The sequence below is a fragment of the Ornithinibacillus proteolyticus genome, assembly GCF_039581225.1.
GTDB classification, from domain to species: Bacteria; Bacillota; Bacilli; order Bacillales; family Amphibacillaceae; genus Ornithinibacillus; species Ornithinibacillus massiliensis.
Genome location: NZ_JBCPXV010000002.1, coordinates 1 through 18281, shown reverse-complemented (window position 1 = coordinate 18281; position 18281 = coordinate 1). Strand labels below are relative to the sequence as shown.

The window sequence follows — 18281 nt, the reverse complement described above, 5'->3', positions numbered from 1 at the left end:
AGAAGCTTGCTTTTATTAAGCGGGCCAATATTTTAGAAACTTTCTTGCTTCCTCACGCCCGCTCTGCATTAAGCTTTCTTTCACATGTTGATCAATCTTAAAATCGACAGTTTGCACATCTTTTACTGGAATAAAAATGATACTATCTTTTTGTGATTTAGCAATATATCTTGCGTCGTGGGCTTGTTTCATAGTGGAAAATAAAGCATGTAGCATATCAAGAGCATTTTTAATTTTTTTGGGGGAGATATGTTGTGGGGAATCACTAAGCTTTAACCCTAATATCGGTCGCATGCGTTTATTCGTTTCACTTTCTATTACCCAAATCGGAAAATTACTTAACAGTCCACCATCAACGATTATGCTTTTTTCCTTATGCTTTCCGGCCATTTTTTTAGGCATAAAAAAGTATGGGAATCCTGCACTCATCCTAACAGCTTTTGCTACAGGAAAATCATTAGGATTAATTCCATACACCCGTTCTAAATCATCTGGTATGACAATTAATTTGCCTAAAGTCAAATCACTAACGACTACCTTTAAATAACCTTCCTTTATATCTCCGAACGTAAAAATTCCTTTTTTTGCCAGGTGATAGTATATCCATTTTTCAAATTTATCGCCTTTATTAAGACCCATTTGAAAATATAAGAAAAACCACTTACTACCTGGTAATATCTTGGTAAGTCCTGGAGGGTCTAGAAATTCCTCTAAATTCAATTCATCTAATAATGATTCAATTTCACCGACTTTATAGCCTGAAGCGATAAATGCTGCTAATATTGCGCCTGCGGAAGTTCCAGCAACCCGTTCAAATTCCAGTTTTTTCTCTTGTATACCTTCAAGTGCTCCAATGAAAGCATAGGCTTTCACACCACCACCGGAGAAGACACCATCTATTTTCATACCCTATCTCCTTATCGCGTTTTATATAATATGTAAGCAATAAGAGTATGAAATAGAACATTGTCCTTCACAGTTAATCATTATTTCTCTTTTGAACATTTCGTAAATCATCTATTCGCTTTTGATCTTCTTTAAAATATTGTACTAAGTCCCCTAATCGATCAATCGAATTCCAGCTTAAATGATGCTCTATTCCTTCTACATCATTGTAGATATTTTCTGCATCTACACCAATGATTTCTAAGAAATTCTCTAATAATTCATGGCGAAACACTAATCGCTCTCCAACTTTCTTACCTTTTTCAGTGAGAACAAATCCTCTATATTTTTCATACAGTAAATAATCATCTTTATCTAGCTTTTGAACCATCTTGGTAACAGAGGACGGATGAACTTCTAATGTTTCAGCAATATCAGAAACTCTAGCATATCCTTTGGTTTCAATTAAGTTATATATAATTTCAATATAGTCTTCCATACTTGGGGTTGGCATCCAATTCTCCTCGTTTCATCGAATAATTTTTATCTTATGCAACATTGTTTCTATATATTGAGGATACAGGAAAATTAGATGGTGTACAAGCTTTTATGTAAAATCGAATAGTCTCCATACAGCTCGTAATAACCAGAACAATAAACGAAATGGTAATAAAAGCAACTCTGGAATCCACCATAATGCATCCATGATTCCATCCCAGAATGTATAGCGTCCTTCCTTCTTCTTTTGATGCCTTTTTTTTGATTTTTTTACTTGCCACCATTCTCTCATTTCTTAACTCTCCTTATTGTAAGTATCGTACGTTTATATGTAATGTAAACTGAGTGTATTTGCTTCACGATTATGAACAACTAATTTCGGTGGACTATAGTAGCTTTTAAATACAGGTTGATCAAAATCAGCTCATTCCCCACAACTTATATTAAATCAGAAAACCCCGTTTTAAAAATAGGAATGATTAAAACGGGATTTTCTATTTAGAATTTATCACTTTTTTTATGAACGGTTAAAATAAATCGACTTCCATTCCTCAGTTAATACTTTCAATTCTCCATCGGCAATAAGATACACCTTATCACAAAGCTCTTCTATATCTTCAAAGTGATGACTAGTTAGTAAAATGGTTCTATCATCCGCTTGGAGTGTTTTAATAATATCCTTGATATCATTATACGTTTTATAATCTAATGCATTGAAAGGTTCATCCAGAATTAGAATGTCCTGTTCTTCCATAATGGCTTGTGCAATACCAAGCTTTTGCCTCATACCAAAGCGAATAATCTTTTACTTTTGTCTTATTATCTGGATTTAATCCAACTAGACTCATTGTCTCTTTTATTTTGTCATCTGATATTTTCCCATTAATAGCAGCTAAGTATTGAAGATTCTTGAAGCCACTATAGATTTCAATGTATCCAGGCGAATTAATAAATACTCCAACATTTTCAGGGAAGTCTACTCCTTCACCTAGTACTTTTCCGCGGATTTTCACTTGTCCATCCATTGGGATCCAGTTCCCTTATAGAACTTAGTAAAAATTGTTGTATTTTATCATCATCTTCTATTATTAAGATTTTTGTCATGTTTAAATGCTCCCCTATTTAACCAGCAAATCTTACCCCATTAATTTATGTAAACATTTAATCTATGATTATATTTGGAAATCCATGTACCATCATCCTTATATGTTGAGAAATGTAAAATAACCCCTTACGGCTATCATACCGAAGAGGTTATTTCTTATCAAACTTTATTTCTTACTTATCAAAAAACATTCAAAACCATCACGATTATAGACCACACTTCAATTGCGCTCCGCAGCTTGTACAAGTGTTACAACCACCAATATCCTCAACACTACCTTCACGACAAACTGGACATGTGTCACCTACTTCTGAACCAATCGTAACATCTGTTGATTTAAGCTCTTGGATAGTATCCATCAACACCACTTTTTTAGGTTCAGTAGTTTCCTCGAATAACTCGGTTTGTTCAAAATTATTTTCTTCTGCCTTCAGTGTTAGTACTTGAGAGTCACGGCTTCCATCTACATACACCGTACCACCTTTAGCACCACCACGATAAAGTCTTCTATAGACACTTTCAACTTGACTTACTGTATACCCTTTAGGTGCATTCACTGTTTTAGAAATTGAACTATCTACCCAGCGTTGAATCACACATTGTGTATCCGCATGAGCCTCTGGGGATAATTCCATAGCAGTAACGAACCAATTAGGTAGGTTATTAGCATCAGCTTCTGGGTTAGCATCTAAATATTCTTGGACGATGTCCGCTTTTACTTCAATAAACTTACCAAGTCTTCCGCTTCTGAAATAAGAGAAGGAGAAGTATGGTTCAAGCCCAGTAGAAACCCCCACCATCGTACCAGTACTACCGGTTGGTGCTACCGTTAATAAATGTGAATTTCTGATACCATACTTCAGAATATCTTGACGAATATCTTCTGGCATTTTCTTCATATAGCCAGTATTGATAAACGCTTCACGAAGGTTCATCGTTTCTTCTTCATTTTCTCCTACTAAGAACGGGAAGCTTCCCTTTTCTTTAGCAAGTTCAATAGACTCACGGTATGCAGTTGTAGCAATCGTTTCAAAAATCTTATCGACTAGTTCATTACCTTCTTTTGAACCATATTCTGTTTCACAATAGATAAGTAAATCGTGTAATCCCATTACGCCTAAACCAATTCGGCGTTCTCCTAGAGCTTGTTTTTTATTTTCATCTAGGAAATATGGCGTCGCGTCAATAACATTGTCTTGCATACGAACACCGGTTTTTACCGTTTCTTGTAATTTCTTAAAGTCTACTGTTTTAGAATCTTTATTAGCCATTTCACCAAGATTTACCGCTGCTAAGTTACATACAGAGAATGGCGCAAGTGGTTGTTCCCCACAAGGGTTAGTTGCAACTACTTGTTGCCCATATGCTTTGGCATTCGTCATGTCATTGGCATTATCAATAAAGAAAATCCCCGGTTCAGCAGAATACGTAGCACAAATATTAATTAAGTTCCATAGCTCTTTAGCTTTAATTCGACGATATACACGAACACCATAGCCCATTTCTTCCCACTTACGTACATCCCCAACATTGTGCCAGTTTTCATTATAATCTTTCATTTCTTCTTCCGTATAATTTTCCACATCAGGGAATTTTAATTCGTAGAACGTATCGTTCTCAACAGCTTCCATGAACTCCTTCGTAATACATACGGAAATATTAGCTCCAGTTAAGAATTCTGGATTGTGAACAGAGTACGTACCACCTGTTCGAAGCTTTTCTTCTGCTTCTTTTAATACTTGGTTCGTAAATCCGCCTTGTCCTGGAATGCTTTTATAATTAAGAATTCCTTGGTAGAGATCTACTTCTGTTTCGGTTAATGGGGTGAATTTAAGCTTTTCCTGTGCGAGCTTTCTAATTTGTTCATCCTCGGTATTCTCAATCAAATATCGGAGAATTCTAGGATTTTGCATCTTCGAAATGATGAATTCAATAATGTCAGGGTGATTGTCAACTAGCATAATCATTTGCGCACCCCTACGTGATCCACCTTGCTCAACGAGGTGAGTCAATTTAGCAATATCATCCAACCATGATACCGATCCAGATGATTTACCATTAACCCCTCTTGCTAGTGCATTGCGTGGTCGTAATGTCGAGCCGTTCGTTCCGACACCCCCACCTCTACTCATGATTTCCATAACTTGTTTACGGTGTTCTGATATACCTTCGCGAGAGTCTCGAACATATGGCATTACATAACAGTTAAAGTAAGTTACTTCTGTATCTGAACCAGCACCGTACAACACTCTTCCTGCAGGGATAAAGTTTAAATTCGCTAGTTCCTTGTAAAATTTTTCAAAGGATTGTTGACGAAGTTCTTCCGTTGGCTCCACACCTGCTAGCCCTGTAGCATTACGCTTAGCAATTTGTTCATAGAACACTTCTAGAGGCTTATCAATACTATCTAGTCCTCTCTTTACTACCCCTGTCTCTGCTTCTTCCCCGTCTAATACAGAGGTGTAATCTGGTTCTACCTGTACCAATGCCTCATTGTTTACACGATCGATTGATTTAATAAATCCTAATCCTCTAGCTGGGAATTTGGGATCGGCTTTAACCGTTAAAACGACAAAATCCCCTTCTTTTAATGTCTTTTTTTCTATATCTTTAAAGGAATATCGGTCTAGCATAACAAGTCTAGACACACCTTTATGTAACAATTTCATATCTGGCGTGATTGGGTGCACTTGTGGAAATTGCTTAATATCCTCATTTAGCAAATCCACATTAATGTTTGTTCTTGATTCAACAACCGTAGACATTCTATCTCTCCTTTTGACATATATGAAATTCTAGTAATCTAGAATTTAATTAGTAATACCATACCATATTTAGTAACAGAATTACAATATCTTGTATCTGTATTTTAACATAACACAATATATGGTAAATTGAGCATATTGTATTAAATTTGTCAACAAACAATAAAAAGCAAAAATCTAAGAAAAACAAAGCTATTGCAAGCAATATTTGTGTAAATCTCCATACACTAACATTTTTTCATATTGCATAAAATAATAGGCTTGTGATAGTGATATATTTTCACTATTTTTCGACATAATAAACATGTAAACCTTCATAGAAAAACTTTGAAAAAAACATCGTTTCCGCCTATAATAAGATAGTACACTTGGAAAGACGGGGGATTAATAGATGAAGTATCTTTTATTAGCACTAATCATTATTATCGTAATAGCAGTATTTCGTTACTTTAGACAACGTACTTATTTAAAAACGTTAACAGAAGATCAATTCCGTGAAGGCTATCGTAAAGCACAGCTTATAGATGTAAGAGAGCCTCAAGAATTTAAAAATGGACATATTCTAGGTTCTAGAAATATTCCAGTTACGCAAATGAAGCAGCGTTTGATTGAGATTCGTAAAGATAAGCCAGTATACCTATATTGTCAAAGTGGCGCACGATCAGCAAGAGCCGCACAGCTTCTTCATAAAAAGGGCTATGAGCATATCTACCAATTAAAAGGTGGATTTAAAAAATGGACTGGTAAAGTAAAACAAGGATAAATTTTAACTTAATAGCAATAGAATCACAAATAAAGAAGCTTGGGAACTCCAAGCTTCTTTATTTTTTGGCCATCTCATACAAGTGTCAGACAATAGCTTTTAGCTACATTGAAAAAGGCATCACTGAAGTATCTCTCGGTGATGCCTTATACTATTATTTCTCTTTATAATAACGTAGTACTGGTTTTCTTGCTGCTGTTGTTTCATCCATACGCTTTACTACAGTATTATGCGGAGCTTCTTGAACAATCTCAGGATTATTTTCCGCTTCGTCTGCAATTTGTAGCATCGTTTCTATAAATCCATCCAATGTTTCTTTAGACTCTGTTTCTGTAGGCTCTATCATTAAAGCTTCTTCAACATTTAATGGGAAGTAGATGGTTGGCGGATGATAACCAAAGTCTAACAGACGTTTGGCAATATCTAATGTACGTACACCTAGCTTCTTCTGTTTTCTTCCAGAAAGTACAAATTCATGCTTACAATGTTGTGTATATGGTAAATCATAAGCCTTCTCTAATTTACGCATCATATAATTCGCATTTAATACCGCATACTCACTAACCTTCTTAAGACCCTCTCCACCCATCGTACGGATATACGTATAGGCACGAAGATTGATTCCGAAGTTACCATAGTAAGGTTTTACACGACCAATTGACTGTGGTCGATCATACTCGAACGTGAAGAAATCATCTTGCTTTACAATTAAAGGTTTTGGTAAGAAAGGCTCCAGTTCAGCCGATACCCCAACTGGACCTGAACCAGGACCACCACCGCCATGTGGACCAGTGAATGTTTTGTGTAAATTTAGATGTACAACATCAAATCCCATATCTCCAGGACGAGCATAGCCCATAATGGCATTTAAGTTTGCTCCATCATAATAAAGCTTACCCCCTGCTGAATGAACAATCTCAGCCATTTCAAGAATTTCCGTCTCAAATAATCCAAGTGTATTCGGATTTGTTAGCATTAATGCCGCTGTGTCTTCCCCGACTACACGCTTTAAGTCCTCTAAATCAACCAGCCCATTCTCATTTGATTTAACTGTAATCGCATCAAATCCTGCGACAGTTGCCGAAGCTGGATTTGTACCATGTGCTGAGTCTGGAACTATTACCTTTGTACGTTGAAAATCGCCATTAGCTTCATGGAATGCACGAATCATCATTAGCCCTGTCCACTCACCATGTGCACCTGCTGCTGATTGTAGTGATACACCAGCCATACCAGTAATTTCTTTTAATGATTCTTGTAAATCATACATCATCTCCAGGGCACCTTGAACAGTTTTAGGGTCCTGATAAGGGTGAATATGACTGAACCCATCTAATCGTGCAACATCTTCATTAATTTTCGGATTATACTTCATCGTACATGATCCAAGCGGATAAAAGCCAGAATCAACCCCATAATTGCGATTCGATAATCCTGTATAGTGACGAATGATATCTAATTCACTTACTTCAGGTAAATCTGGAGCATCTGCTCTTACATACGTATCCGTTAGTTCCGCTTCTAAATCTACTTCTGGTACATCTATTTCTGGTAAATTATAGCTAACTCTACCTTCTTTACTACGTTCAAAGATTAAGGCAAAATCTTGATTACTCATGGATATCCCCCAATTCTTTTACAAAAGTATCAATTTCTTCTTTTGTACGAATTTCTGTTACAGCAATTAGCATATGACCTTCTAGTTCTGGATAATAAGTTGCTAAATCATAACCACCTATGATTCCCTTTTCGAGTAATTTATCATTCGCATCTTTAACAGAAACTGGAAGCTTCACGATAAATTCATTAAAGAAGGAACCATGACCTACTACTTCAAACCCTGCAATCTCAAGCTGCTTTTTCGCATAACGTGCCTTTTGCATATTAAGCTCTGCCATTTTTCTTATCCCATGCTTACCAATAGAACTCATTGCAACAGCACTTGCAAGCGCATTTAATGCCTGGTTAGAACAAATATTAGAAGTAGCTTTATCACGACGAATATGTTGTTCACGAGCTTGTAAGGTTAATACAAATCCACGGACGCCATTTTCATCCTTTGTTTGTCCTACTAATCGTCCTGGAATTTTACGCATAAGCTTTTCAGTAGTTGCGAAATAACCGCAATGCGGACCGCCAAATTGAGCAGGAATACCAAACACTTGTGTATCGCCAATCACAATATCTGCTCCAAACTTACCAGGAGGTGTTAAATAACCTAATGCTAAAGGATTACTAGATACGATAAACATTGTTTTTGGTTGTGTATCTAATAATGCTCGAACCTCTGCTAAAGGCTCAATTTGTCCGAAAAAGTTCGGGTATTGTAAGACAACACTTGCAGTATGTTCATCTAATTCACTAGCTAATTGCTCTAAATCTGTACGACCATCGCTATGATCAATATATACGATATCCAGATTTTGGCCTTTACCATATGTTTCAATTACCGCTTGAGATTCTGGGTGAATCGCTTTCGATACTAGAACTTTTTTCTTTCGCGTTTGACCAGCACTTAAGTTCACTGCTTCAGCTAAAGAGGTTCCGCCATCGTACATAGATGAATTGGCAACCGGCATCCCGGTAAGCTCTGAAATCATCGTTTGAAATTCAAAAATCGCTTGTAATTCCCCTTGTGAAATTTCTGGCTGATACGGTGTATACGCCGTATAGAATTCTGACCTTGATATAATATGATCCACTACAGAAGGAATAAAGTGATCATATACCCCTGCTCCTAAGAAAGAGGTATACTCCCTTAGGTTATAGTTTTTGTTTGCCATTAGGACAAGTTCTTTTTTTAACTCAGCTTCACTTTTTGGTGTTTTTAAGTTTAATCCATCCTTTAGGCGAACCTTCTCTGGAATATCTGAAAATAATTCATCAGTTGAAGCGACGCCAATCGCACTTAACATTTCTTGTTTATCTGTTTCTGTCATTGGTAAATAACGAAAATCCATTTCCATTCCCCCCTATTAATCTTGCTTTAAGAATTTTCTCGAAATGATTTTTGCCCGTAGTCTACGTTTTCTTACCTGTATTTCTAGTTCCATTCCAGCTTCAGCAAATTCTGACTGCACTAAAGCTAAGCCAATATTTTTTTGTAGTGTAGGAGATTGTGTACCAGAGGTGACAACACCTACTTCTTCCTCTCCGTGAAACACTTCATATCCATGACGTGGGATACCTTTATCGATCATTTCTATACCAACTATTTTCCGTTTAGTTCCATGTTCTACTTGCTCTTTTAACACCGATTTTCCAATAAAGTCAGCTTCTTTATTGACTTTAACTGCAAAACCTAAACCAGCTTCTATCGGTGTAATAGTAGAAGAGAGCTCCTGTCCATATAATGGGAGGTTAGCTTCAAATCGAAGTGTATCCCTTGCTCCAAGACCAACCGGTAAAATTCCTATTTCTTTTCCAGCCTCAAGTAGTACATTCCATAATTTTGGACCATCTGCACTAGCAATATATAATTCAAATCCATCCTCACCAGTGTAGCCTGTTCTCGAAACTAAAACTGGGGTTTGTACTCCTTTAATGGCTACTTCCTTCTCAAATCGAAAGAATTTAATCTCGCTTACGTTTGTACTTGTAACAGATTGTAAGATTTCTTCCGCCTTTGGACCTTGTAATGCTAGTTGTGCATATTCAGCGGAAACATTTTTAATGGTAACGTCTTCTTCTGTAAATTGATTATTCTTAACCATCCATTCATAATCTTTTTCCGTATTTGCCGCATTTACAACGACTAAGTATTCATTATTATTGATCATATAAATTAGAAAATCATCAACAGTGCCACCATCTTCATAACACATGAGTGCATATTGTGCTTTATTTGGCACTAATTTGGATACATCATTTGTCGTAACGTATTGTAAAAAGTCAAGCGCTTTCGGACCTGTTACTAAAATTTCACCCATATGGGATACATCAAATAAACCTGCTTTCTTTCTTGTCGCCTCATGCTCTTCTTTGATGCTGGAGAATTGGACTGGTAAATCCCATCCACCAAAGTCAATTGTCTTTGCCCCAAGCTTTGCATACTCAGGAAAAATTGGGGTTCTTTTCAGTTCACTCACAATTTCCACTCCCTTTTAAATTTTCTAATTATTAACCATAAAAATAGAGACAGTATAATATGGAGATTCTATTATCCCCTTTTATACTGTCTCTGTCCTGTAACCAGAAAGTTTAACATTTCCTATTAGAAAATGCGTGCTTCGTGGGTGGTTTACCGAAGTAAACACTCTCCAGAGGTGCGTCCTACAAGAGTTCTTTTGCCTGAGAGATTCGCAAAATTGCTTGCTCCTTCGGCGTTACTAATCATACATAGAAGAGTAATCTCTCCCCCTGTAATCATCCGCTTCTTATGAAATTCTAACTTTTGGTTATACTATGTATCAAAACTCATTTTACTAACTAGATTTTTCGCTTTTATTATACCATAGAACAGTTAAAATGTATCGTTAATATTCATCCATGATGAAACTATTGATAAAGGACGTATCGTATGAAACATATAGACATTATCCATGATTCAAACTTTATTGAGACGTTAGATGAAAAGTTAGAGCAGGATGGACCCTTTTCCTCTTGGGAGCTATTCCAGATGGCTTATAAAGCAGAGCTTACTACAATAACGAAAGACTTTCATGGTTTACGAGCTCTTGAATTTTTACCAGATATGGAGTTTTTACCACATCAAATTGAGACAGCCAAACAAGCAATTGAAGAAATGAATGGACGGGCTATTTTAGCAGATGAAGTTGGCCTAGGGAAAACAATAGAAGCCGGATTAATATTAAAGGAATATATGATTCGTGGACTAGTGAAGAAAGTACTTATTCTTGTTCCAGCTTCCCTAGTGAATCAATGGGTAAAGGAACTTAATGAAAAATTTTATATTCCGGCTGCTACCTTTCGTAAGCATTTCCCATGGGATCAATACGATATAATTGTGACATCGATTGATACAGCAAAACGTTCGCCTCACCGGGAAGCGATATTAGATATTGATTATGATTTTATCCTCATTGATGAAGCACATAAACTAAAGAATCATAAAACAAAAAACTATGAATTTGTACGGGCATTAAGGAAGAAATATTGTTTACTATTAACCGCGACACCGGTACAAAATCAATTAATCGAGATCTTCAACCTAGTATCGATATTAAAGCCTGGCCACTTAGGAAATTATGAATCATTCTTAGAAAAGTATGGTAGAGATCGTAAAAAGTTAAATCAGGATGTTTACTTAAAGCAGCTCGTTCAAAAAGTGATGGTACGAAATACTAGAAAGGATACGAAATTAGATCATGCAAAACGGCATATCGAAACCATTTGGGTCGATTTTACACCGGAAGAATATGACGTATATAACGAGTTGGATCATACCTTTCAACCTTTCTCATCTTTTTCAAAGATTACATTTCTACGAGAGCTTTGTTCTTCTCGTGAGGCTTGCTATCTATCTCTCCAAAAGTATGTAAATGATGAAGAAAGTCAAGGAAGAGAGATATTAAAGCCGATTATCGATAAAATTGGCCAACTTCCGCATCATGCCAAAGCGCATAAAGTGGTTGAGCTAATGAAACAAATTGGTGATGAAAAAGTGATTATCTTCACCGAATACCGAGCTTCACAGCTTTATTTGCAGTGGTTTTTACAGCAGCATGGAATTACTTCGGTTCCTTTCCGTGGTGGTTTTAAACGAGGAAAGAAGGACTGGATGAAACAACTCTTCCAAGATAAAGCACAAGTGTTAATTGCCACAGAAGCCGGTGGTGAAGGAATTAATTTACAGTTTTGTCATTATATGATTAATTATGACCTTCCTTGGAATCCGATGCGCTTAGAACAACGAATCGGTAGAATTCATCGTTATGGTCAAGAGAAGGATGTGCATATTTATAATTTTGCGATTCGTAATACATTGGAAGAGCATATAATGAAATTACTCTATGAAAAAATTGCTCTTTTTGAAAAAGTAGTTGGACATTTAGACGACATATTAGCCGAGCTTAATATTGATAGCTTTGAAGGAGAAGTAAAAACGATTATGAACGAGTCCTCATCTACTGGAGAGGTAAAAATTAAATTAGATAATTTAGCTTCTATTATTCATCATACACATCAGAATACATTCCAAGAGGAGTCTCAATATGGCAATTAATCTCCATTCATTTTTAGAAGACTATTTCACTGCTCATCATTGTGACATACTTTCTAATCGTGAAGGTGTACTTAAGGTACAGTTAAATGAGAAAATGGACCGTGCTCTAATGAATAGGCCATTTTATTGGCATTACATTAAAAAAATGGGACGAGAGGGTGACCCAATGCAACTCACCTTGATTACAAACCCCTCGTCATTAGAAGAAAAGGGTGAGCGAATTCATTTCGGTAGTCCTCGACTTCAACAAATATTGAATCATTTAAAAGAAAATGAACGCTATACTAGACTATTTGAAGTGGTATACACGAATCAAAATACCGCCCTACATCCATGGCTCGTCATCAACTTAAAATTAAGCTACATTGGAAAACTTAAAAAAGATGAAGTATTTTCCATTGGGTTAAACTTACTAAATGGCATGATGAAAACGGAAATAATGGATACCTTAATGAAGAAGGAGTTTCTCATGCAGATTTCGGATTACTGCTATACCATTACACCGTTAATTAAACCAAAGAGTGGATATAACAGAATATTAGCAGTCATCAACCAATACATCCAGGACCTTGAGCACGATTGGGCAAAAGAATCCCTTGAAGAATTGGACAAGGAAATAGAATTACTAAAGCATTTCTATGAAGGGGATCAAGAGGAAGATGTTGAACAAATGGAGAAAGAATTACAGGGCTTAAAAGAACGTTATCAGCCAAAAATTGAGCTTACTGTCATTAATGGTGGAATTTTTTATTTAAATGCTTCTAATACGTAAAAAAGCCTCCATAGGGTCTGATAAATGACTTCATGATCAGACCCTATCCCAATAGAGGCATTCATTCCGCCTTTTTAAACATAGACTTAATTGCCACTGGTAACACACCAAACCATTTGTTGCCTATCGTGACTTGCGTTCTCTGTGCCTTTTGTTCTAATCGCTTTTTTCTACGTTCTTCTTTTGGAAGATCAATATACGATACAACTTGCTCGGTCATAAATTTCACATAATCGTTTCCTTTTATGATAACCACCCCTTATATATAGGATTATGTTTAGTCTTCACTATCCAAAATCCCTTTATACCTGTACAGGCTTACAATTTCTTCTAGTATCTCCTTTGTCGATCGGTTATCACAATGAACGATATAATCCGCAGCATGTTCATAGATTTTATTTCTTTTGTCAAATAAAGCTTTATTCTGTTTTTCATCCTTCCATAATGGACGGGATTGATCGCGTGTTAATCTTAATTTAATGGTATTAAAGGAAGTCTTTAAGTAAATAATGATCCCATTTTCTTTCATATACGAAATATTTTCACTTCGTTCTATAATTCCCCCACCGGTTGCAATAATTGGTGTGGTCTTTAATGCTTTTAAAGTCTCGGTTTCATACGTACGAAATGCTCCTTCTCCCTCTTCTTTAAAAATATCGACAATACGTTTATGTAATCTACTCTCAATCGCCTCATCCAGATCGATATAATCGATTCCATACTGTTCCTTAATCGAGCGACCAACAGTAGTTTTACCGCTTCCCATGAAGCCAATTAAATATAGCTGTTTCAACTTATTTACTCCTCTTTCAAAAAATTTTAAGAAAAAAGAAGGATTTACCCGTTTTATGTCGAATCAAAATAAATATAGAACCAAAAATGGAGGTGTTGCCTATTGACTACTGCTGAAAGACTATCCCGTCATATCATTACAAATGCCATTGAAAACCAAGCCACGGATATCCACTTCTACCCCTTTGAAACGACGACAAATATTTACTTCCGCGTATATGGTAAACGAATACTTTATCAATCGATCTCAATTAATCGTTATGAATCCCTTCTTACTTATTATAAGTTTACATCAGGCATGGATATCGGTGAAAATAGAAAGCCCCAAAATGGGACACTTTTTCACTCCACAACATCCGATAAATACTCCCTTCGGCTGTCTACTTTACCAGTTAACCAATTAGAAAGCCTAGCTATTCGACTCCTTCCACAACAGCAAAACTTATCTCTGGAACAACTTTTTCTCTTTAAACAACAACTTCATACAATCAAAACGTGGATGAATTCCCCAGCAGGTTTAATATTGTTTTCTGGACCAACCGGGAGTGATATATAAAGAAGATTAAATTTAGAAGAAAATATATAATATTGATTTTTTAAGAGGGGGTTAAATAAACAAAACTTTTGCAGTTCTGTTTCTTATAAAAAATAACCCCCTCTTAAAATAGTATATACTATATATAAATATAATAAATAATATAATTATAATTATATTTATTATATTTATATTATTAATAGTATTATTATTTATTAATAATAAGGATTGGTTTATCTGAGATATACGTCTGTAATAATCCAACCATCTTTATAGTCATCTCCATCCCAATAGATGCCTTCTTCCACTGTAATTTCTGCTTTTTTAAATAACTTCTCGCCTTTTCCATTAGCTATCTCAACGTTATACAGCAATGTATAAACATCGTAATAACTTTTTCCATCCCACAAGATCAGCTCGTCATCGTTATCCTCAAGAATCTCATAACCGTCATATAGTTCCTTATAGTAATCTTTGTAATCCAGGAAGCTGTCGTAGTATTCTGTTTCATAATCCTTCCAAAAATCATAATCAATAGTCCTGGTATCTTGGATCTCTTGTTTATCTACAACCTGTAGAAACTCGTAATCAAATACGTCAATAAAACCTTCACTAGCTTTAAACGCATCAAATTTATCCCCTACTTTTACGGCATCCATATACCCTTCTGCAGCTTTTTTAGCTCCGTTTTCACTTCCACAGGCGGTTAAGAGTAATAATACTATTGCAATAAAAATTAGTCGTTTCAACATGAGTCCTCCTAGTATTTTTGTACTATACTTATTCTACATTTTTTGTCGAATTCCTTCTTTTGTATGAATATCTGGTTTCTTTGAATAATAATGTTGGTGGAATATAAGGATGACGTGAATAGCTATGCTGCAATATTTTATTTTCTAAATCATCCATTGTTTTAGATCCATCAAGCATGGTGATTAATTGATCTAGTTCCTTTTCGTCTCTTTTGTTCAACCTCACTGACTGAACGCCAACGCATAATTCATAAGCAATATATGAGATTAGAAACAACATCACTCTATAGCCTCGACTAGTTCATCCATACAACTCTGATGGATGCTCTTTAATTCTTTAACTACCCCTATCAAACGCAGTTTTCTTTCATGGTTTTGCTCCTCGTCAATCACTTTTATTAATGTTTCAGTTACCTTCCAGATTTTCTCCATACCTATCTCCTCCTAATAAATTTCAAATTTTATATTTGCCTTCTTACAAGCAATCTTTAACTTCTCTTTTCTGATTGGGGATAAAGAGTACCAAATCAATACAGGTTTATGGTGGAATTGTTTTTCCATATCAGAAAAGAGGTCTTTATACTTTTTAACTTTTTCTAAGTTGGTTTTCATCGTTTGCACATTATCAATTTCAACAAAGTGGAAAATCCCACTCTCTGTATACAATGCATCTGGAATAATATACAATTCTCCATTACGATTAACCGGAAATTCTTTTCGCCAGTCCTTTGGTTGCCCTAATTGGATAAATAGATCATTAAGCATTAAAGTATGTTTGATTTTATCCCTTTTCAATTCTCCAGGACTAATTCCTATTCTATCTCTCCCCTTATTCGATAAATAATATATTTTCTGTTCCTGCCTTACACTTTTTATTGATTTATCCTTTTCCATTTGATAAAGAATTCTTCTTGCGTTACGTTCCCCTCCTAAGTTTTCAATGACCTGTAATTGTTTACGAGTAGCAAAATTCAAATCAGCCAAACGTAACAGTATCCGTTCCTCCCTCTGTGATCTCTTTTCTTGATGAATCATTCTGTTGTTCATACCTCCTTAGACGTTTCCACATTTCAGCATTGCTTATATAAGGTGTTTGCACGATATGATTTTCAACTGTTTTGTAGATGGCTCTACCAGGGTACTCTAATTTTTCCGCACCCGTTTCATCAATAGCAACTTTAGACTGTACACCTGTTTGTAATCTGAATGTTATTTTTGCTGAAGCATTAGCCTTTATTTGGTTATCCATAATTTTTGCAGTAGGGTATTGGGTTGCGTAAATACATCTATAACCAAGCCCACCAGAAACTCTTAGAATATGAGTTATAATTTGCTGGCATTTTTTTAAATATTGTTTATCCTGGTCACTCATACTATTGTTGGGAGTAAGTTCTCCAGCTTCATCAATGATGATAAATTTACGTGTCTTAATATTCGTTTCAACAATATTTTCATAGTACTTCGGTTTGAACTCGTTCATTGTTTTTTTAATATCTTTTTCAACTTTTTTCAGTGCAACTGCTGAAGTTTTATAATCATCAGCGACTATTTTTACCTGCTTCAGATTGGAATACCTGTGGAAAGATAAACCTCCTTTTAAATCCAAGATATAGAACTCTACATCATCAGGGTGATTTTCTATTAAGTGGGTAATCATAGACTTCATAAATATTGTTTTTCCCCAACGAGTTGCTCCAGCAACAGTCATGTGTGGTATTTCATCAAAATCATGATATAGAATATTTTCCTGTGTCTTACCAACTGGAATACTCCATGTGTTTTCTAATGCTGGGAAATCTTTGTACTGAACTTTCTTTTGAAGTTGATCATTGTACACTCGGATAAATAATTTTTGTTTGAAATTTACCTTAACGGGTTTACCCAAAGTCTTTTCAAGAATTGGTTGTGTGTCTTCATCATCAACCTTTCCATAAGGAACATTAAAGATATAATCGTTCCAGTTATCATCTTTAATTGTTTTAAATAACTTTGGTTCCTGGTCCTTTGCAGTAAATCCAATATTAATTAATGTCTGAAGGATCTTCTTCTTTTCACTTACAGTTGGATTCCACCTTGCAGCTGCATACATAGTAACGGCTGCTATTCCACCACCTAAAATAACGTCCATCTTCCATCCTCCCTTCCTAGGTATATTCCGAAGTTTGTGCCTCGGTATAGTCCTCTATGGAACACTGTTTGGTATATTCCGATGTCTTGGTTTCAGTGGTTAACAGCTATAAATCAATTAAAATTTCTTGGTCATATTAATGAACACGATAGAGTGAAACGATGAGTTGTGAATTGCGTTTTTGAGCGACTTTGATATAAAAATATGCAGATGTACTTGTACCTATTACAAATGACTAAAAAAAATATTAAAAAGTTAATAAAGGATTATGAGGAATATTATAGAATTATTAAATTAGGTGATTATTATGAGGCTGAGGATTAATGAAATGATATTAAATAGTGGTCTTAAAAAAGGGCACATAGCAAAGAGGCTGGAAATAAACCCAGTTACATTGTCAAAATACATTTCTGGAGAAAGAAAAATATCTTTAGAAATGGCCGTGGAATTGGCTGATATACTTGATTGTGAAGTAACTGATTTATACGAAAAGGAGAATCAAAATGAACAAGGAAAAAATATTTAAAGAGGAACAAAAGCTGATGAAGAAATTAACTAAAACTAAGTCGCCAGGAAAACAAGAGGAGATTAGACAAAAAATTGAGAGGTTAAATCAAGGGTTGAGGTTTGTTGATAAGGATGAATGAACTAATCAAAAAATACATCGCCTACCCACTTGCAGTAACTGTGTTTAAACAAGACTTGGAACGCTTTAAAAGTTTTGAAGTCGGCAATTTATACATGGATATGGTGGAATCAATAATTGAACGAATGCATAAAGATTACTATGAATTAAAAGCGGATCTAATATCTAATCATCATATTGACATTAGACGTCTCGAAGTTGGGAAGTACCAAATTAATAAAGAAGTGGTTGAGTTTACATCAGATGAACTAAAGAAAATGACGGAAGAATTAATGAGCGAATATCTTTATAGGGATAAGGCAAGTGGATTTGAACGACAAGAAAGAGTGTGGAAGCCTGATGAATAAGTATTCTTCGGGCTTATTTTTTATTAAAAAAACTAAAAAACTTCATACATTTACTTGCATATACGCAAGTAAGGTGATATAATATAATTAACAAAGAACAAGGAGGTGA

23 protein-coding genes and 2 riboswitches are annotated in these 18281 nt (G+C 35.4%); of the genes, 7 read left to right on the top strand and 16 right to left on the bottom strand.

All coding sequences use genetic code 11. From position 1 onward, the window contains the following. Positions 1-15: 15 nt before the first annotated feature. From AAIB49_RS01520 to AAIB49_RS01495, 6 genes are all read right to left on the bottom strand, one after another. Positions 16-906, bottom strand: a complete 891-nt coding sequence (locus AAIB49_RS01520; RefSeq protein WP_343456996.1) for a patatin-like phospholipase family protein — start codon at positions 904-906, stop codon at positions 16-18. 73 nt (positions 907-979) lie between these two features. Next, positions 980-1399 (bottom strand): transcriptional regulator MntR, encoded by a 420-nt coding sequence (gene mntR, locus AAIB49_RS01515; protein ID WP_186869892.1) that lies wholly within the window; start codon positions 1397-1399, stop codon positions 980-982. Positions 1400-1492: 93 nt separating this feature from the next. Next, a complete protein-coding gene (locus AAIB49_RS01510) occupies positions 1493-1675 on the bottom strand; it encodes a hypothetical protein (protein WP_343456995.1) in 183 nt (60 codons plus the stop codon). 225 nt (positions 1676-1900) lie between these two features. Then, a complete protein-coding gene (locus tag AAIB49_RS01505) occupies positions 1901-2137 on the bottom strand; it encodes a P-loop NTPase family protein (RefSeq protein WP_343456994.1) in 237 nt (78 codons plus the stop codon). Then, positions 2106-2396, bottom strand: a complete 291-nt coding sequence (locus AAIB49_RS01500) for a P-loop NTPase family protein (protein ID WP_343456993.1) — start codon at positions 2394-2396, stop codon at positions 2106-2108. Before AAIB49_RS01500 ends, AAIB49_RS01505 begins: the two co-directional genes overlap by 32 nt. 298 nt (positions 2397-2694) lie before the next feature. After that, positions 2695-5253, bottom strand: coding sequence for a vitamin B12-dependent ribonucleotide reductase (locus tag AAIB49_RS01495; protein WP_343456992.1), 2559 nt, complete (start codon positions 5251-5253; stop codon positions 2695-2697). 391 nt (positions 5254-5644) lie between these two features. Between AAIB49_RS01495 and AAIB49_RS01490 the strand changes: the two genes are divergently transcribed. Then, positions 5645-6016, top strand: coding sequence for a rhodanese-like domain-containing protein (locus AAIB49_RS01490; protein ID WP_186869895.1), 372 nt, complete (start codon positions 5645-5647; stop codon positions 6014-6016). 154 nt (positions 6017-6170) lie between these two features. Here the strand turns inward: AAIB49_RS01490 and gcvPB are convergent, their stop codons facing one another. The 3 genes from gcvPB to gcvT are packed head-to-tail and all read right to left on the bottom strand — an operon-like array spanning position 6171 to position 10104. Beyond that, positions 6171-7634: an aminomethyl-transferring glycine dehydrogenase subunit GcvPB gene (gene gcvPB, locus AAIB49_RS01485; protein ID WP_339214691.1), complete on the bottom strand. Its 1464-nt coding sequence runs from the start codon at positions 7632-7634 to the stop codon at positions 6171-6173. After that, positions 7627-8976, bottom strand: coding sequence for an aminomethyl-transferring glycine dehydrogenase subunit GcvPA (gene gcvPA / locus AAIB49_RS01480; protein ID WP_339214689.1), 1350 nt, complete (start codon positions 8974-8976; stop codon positions 7627-7629). The genes gcvPB and gcvPA overlap by 8 nt, the downstream gene beginning before the upstream one ends. A 15-nt stretch (positions 8977-8991) precedes the next feature. Next, positions 8992-10104 (bottom strand): glycine cleavage system aminomethyltransferase GcvT, encoded by a 1113-nt coding sequence (gcvT, locus tag AAIB49_RS01475; RefSeq protein WP_339214687.1) that lies wholly within the window; start codon positions 10102-10104, stop codon positions 8992-8994. A gap of 90 nt (positions 10105-10194) precedes the next feature. Beyond that, a riboswitch (glycine riboswitch) is annotated at positions 10195-10281 on the bottom strand. 3 nt (positions 10282-10284) lie between these two features. Then, positions 10285-10385, bottom strand: a riboswitch (glycine riboswitch). A 150-nt stretch (positions 10386-10535) separates the two neighbouring features. On the opposite strand from gcvT, the gene AAIB49_RS01470 reads away from it, so the two are divergent. Both AAIB49_RS01470 and AAIB49_RS01465 read left to right on the top strand, forming a co-directional pair. Then, on the top strand, positions 10536-12200 hold the full coding sequence (locus AAIB49_RS01470; protein WP_339214685.1) for a DEAD/DEAH box helicase: 1665 nt from the start codon (positions 10536-10538) through the stop codon (positions 12198-12200). Next, entirely contained in the window at positions 12190-12972 is a 783-nt protein-coding gene (locus AAIB49_RS01465) for a YqhG family protein (protein ID WP_339214683.1), read from the top strand. The genes AAIB49_RS01470 and AAIB49_RS01465 overlap by 11 nt, the downstream gene beginning before the upstream one ends. 61 nt (positions 12973-13033) lie before the next feature. On the opposite strand, the gene AAIB49_RS01460 is transcribed toward AAIB49_RS01465, so the two are convergent. Further along, positions 13034-13219 carry a YqzE family protein gene (locus tag AAIB49_RS01460; RefSeq protein WP_339217962.1) on the bottom strand — a complete coding sequence of 62 codons (186 nt, stop codon included), beginning with the start codon at positions 13217-13219 and terminating at the stop codon, positions 13034-13036. Positions 13220-13249: 30 nt separating this feature from the next. Beyond that, complete coding sequence (locus AAIB49_RS01455) at positions 13250-13765, bottom strand: shikimate kinase (protein ID WP_339214682.1); 516 nt, start codon at positions 13763-13765, stop codon at positions 13250-13252. Positions 13766-13867: 102 nt separating this feature from the next. Here AAIB49_RS01455 and AAIB49_RS01450 point away from each other — a divergent pair, with 102 nt between their 5' ends. Further along, positions 13868-14320 (top strand): ATPase, T2SS/T4P/T4SS family, encoded by a 453-nt coding sequence (locus tag AAIB49_RS01450; protein ID WP_343456990.1) that lies wholly within the window; start codon positions 13868-13870, stop codon positions 14318-14320. A gap of 212 nt (positions 14321-14532) precedes the next feature. Here AAIB49_RS01450 and AAIB49_RS01445 read toward each other — a convergent pair whose 3' ends face one another. From AAIB49_RS01445 to AAIB49_RS01425, 5 genes are read right to left on the bottom strand one after another with little or no spacing between them, the layout of a single operon-like run. Further along, on the bottom strand, positions 14533-15048 hold the full coding sequence (locus AAIB49_RS01445; protein ID WP_343456989.1) for a hypothetical protein: 516 nt from the start codon (positions 15046-15048) through the stop codon (positions 14533-14535). 31 nt (positions 15049-15079) lie between these two features. Then, positions 15080-15277 carry a hypothetical protein gene (locus tag AAIB49_RS01440; protein ID WP_343456988.1) on the bottom strand — a complete coding sequence of 66 codons (198 nt, stop codon included), beginning with the start codon at positions 15275-15277 and terminating at the stop codon, positions 15080-15082. A 53-nt stretch (positions 15278-15330) separates the two neighbouring features. Next, entirely contained in the window at positions 15331-15483 is a 153-nt protein-coding gene (locus AAIB49_RS01435; protein WP_343456987.1) for a hypothetical protein, read from the bottom strand. A gap of 12 nt (positions 15484-15495) precedes the next feature. Next, positions 15496-16086, bottom strand: coding sequence for a replication-relaxation family protein (locus AAIB49_RS01430; RefSeq protein WP_343456986.1), 591 nt, complete (start codon positions 16084-16086; stop codon positions 15496-15498). After that, the gene (locus tag AAIB49_RS01425; protein ID WP_343456985.1) at positions 16028-17179 is read right to left on the bottom strand and encodes an FtsK/SpoIIIE domain-containing protein; all 1152 of its coding nucleotides are present in this window, start codon (positions 17177-17179) and stop codon (positions 16028-16030) included. The genes AAIB49_RS01430 and AAIB49_RS01425 overlap by 59 nt, the downstream gene beginning before the upstream one ends. Before the next feature lie 307 nt (positions 17180-17486). Here AAIB49_RS01425 and AAIB49_RS01420 point away from each other — a divergent pair, with 307 nt between their 5' ends. From AAIB49_RS01420 to AAIB49_RS01410, 3 genes are read left to right on the top strand one after another with little or no spacing between them, the layout of a single operon-like run. Then, the gene (locus AAIB49_RS01420; protein ID WP_343456984.1) at positions 17487-17705 is read left to right on the top strand and encodes a helix-turn-helix domain-containing protein; all 219 of its coding nucleotides are present in this window, start codon (positions 17487-17489) and stop codon (positions 17703-17705) included. Continuing rightward, positions 17683-17826, top strand: a complete 144-nt coding sequence (locus tag AAIB49_RS01415; RefSeq protein ID WP_343456983.1) for a hypothetical protein — start codon at positions 17683-17685, stop codon at positions 17824-17826. The genes AAIB49_RS01420 and AAIB49_RS01415 overlap by 23 nt, the downstream gene beginning before the upstream one ends. Beyond that, on the top strand, positions 17819-18172 hold the full coding sequence (locus AAIB49_RS01410; protein ID WP_343456982.1) for a YhjD family protein: 354 nt from the start codon (positions 17819-17821) through the stop codon (positions 18170-18172). The genes AAIB49_RS01415 and AAIB49_RS01410 overlap by 8 nt, the downstream gene beginning before the upstream one ends. Positions 18173-18281: the final 109 nt, after the last annotated feature.

Bases quoted from the DNA above. Each gene is read 5' to 3' on its own strand.
- AAIB49_RS01520 (WP_343456996.1), bottom strand. From the start codon at position 906: ATGAAAATAGATGGTGTCTTCTCCGGTGGTGGTGTGAAAGCCTATGCT.
- mntR (WP_186869892.1), bottom strand. From the start codon at position 1,399: ATGCCAACCCCAAGTATGGAAGACTATATTGAAATTATATATAACTTA.
- AAIB49_RS01510 (WP_343456995.1), bottom strand. From the start codon at position 1,675: ATGAGAGAATGGTGGCAAGTAAAAAAATCAAAAAAAAGGCATCAAAAG.
- AAIB49_RS01505 (WP_343456994.1), bottom strand. From the start codon at position 2,137: ATGGAAGAACAGGACATTCTAATTCTGGATGAACCTTTCAATGCATTA.
- AAIB49_RS01495 (WP_343456992.1), bottom strand. From the start codon at position 5,253: ATGTCTACGGTTGTTGAATCAAGAACAAACATTAATGTGGATTTGCTA.
- AAIB49_RS01490 (WP_186869895.1), top strand. From the start codon at position 5,645: ATGAAGTATCTTTTATTAGCACTAATCATTATTATCGTAATAGCAGTA.
- gcvPB (WP_339214691.1), bottom strand. From the start codon at position 7,634: ATGAGTAATCAAGATTTTGCCTTAATCTTTGAACGTAGTAAAGAAGGT.
- gcvPA (WP_339214689.1), bottom strand. From the start codon at position 8,976: ATGGATTTTCGTTATTTACCAATGACAGAAACAGATAAACAAGAAATG.
- AAIB49_RS01470 (WP_339214685.1), top strand. From the start codon at position 10,536: ATGAAACATATAGACATTATCCATGATTCAAACTTTATTGAGACGTTA.
- AAIB49_RS01465 (WP_339214683.1), top strand. From the start codon at position 12,190: ATGGCAATTAATCTCCATTCATTTTTAGAAGACTATTTCACTGCTCAT.
- AAIB49_RS01435 (WP_343456987.1), bottom strand. From the start codon at position 15,483: ATGGAGAAAATCTGGAAGGTAACTGAAACATTAATAAAAGTGATTGAC.
- AAIB49_RS01430 (WP_343456986.1), bottom strand. From the start codon at position 16,086: ATGATTCATCAAGAAAAGAGATCACAGAGGGAGGAACGGATACTGTTA.
- AAIB49_RS01425 (WP_343456985.1), bottom strand. From the start codon at position 17,179: ATGGACGTTATTTTAGGTGGTGGAATAGCAGCCGTTACTATGTATGCA.
- AAIB49_RS01420 (WP_343456984.1), top strand. From the start codon at position 17,487: ATGAGGCTGAGGATTAATGAAATGATATTAAATAGTGGTCTTAAAAAA.
- AAIB49_RS01415 (WP_343456983.1), top strand. From the start codon at position 17,683: ATGAACAAGGAAAAAATATTTAAAGAGGAACAAAAGCTGATGAAGAAA.
- AAIB49_RS01410 (WP_343456982.1), top strand. From the start codon at position 17,819: ATGAATGAACTAATCAAAAAATACATCGCCTACCCACTTGCAGTAACT.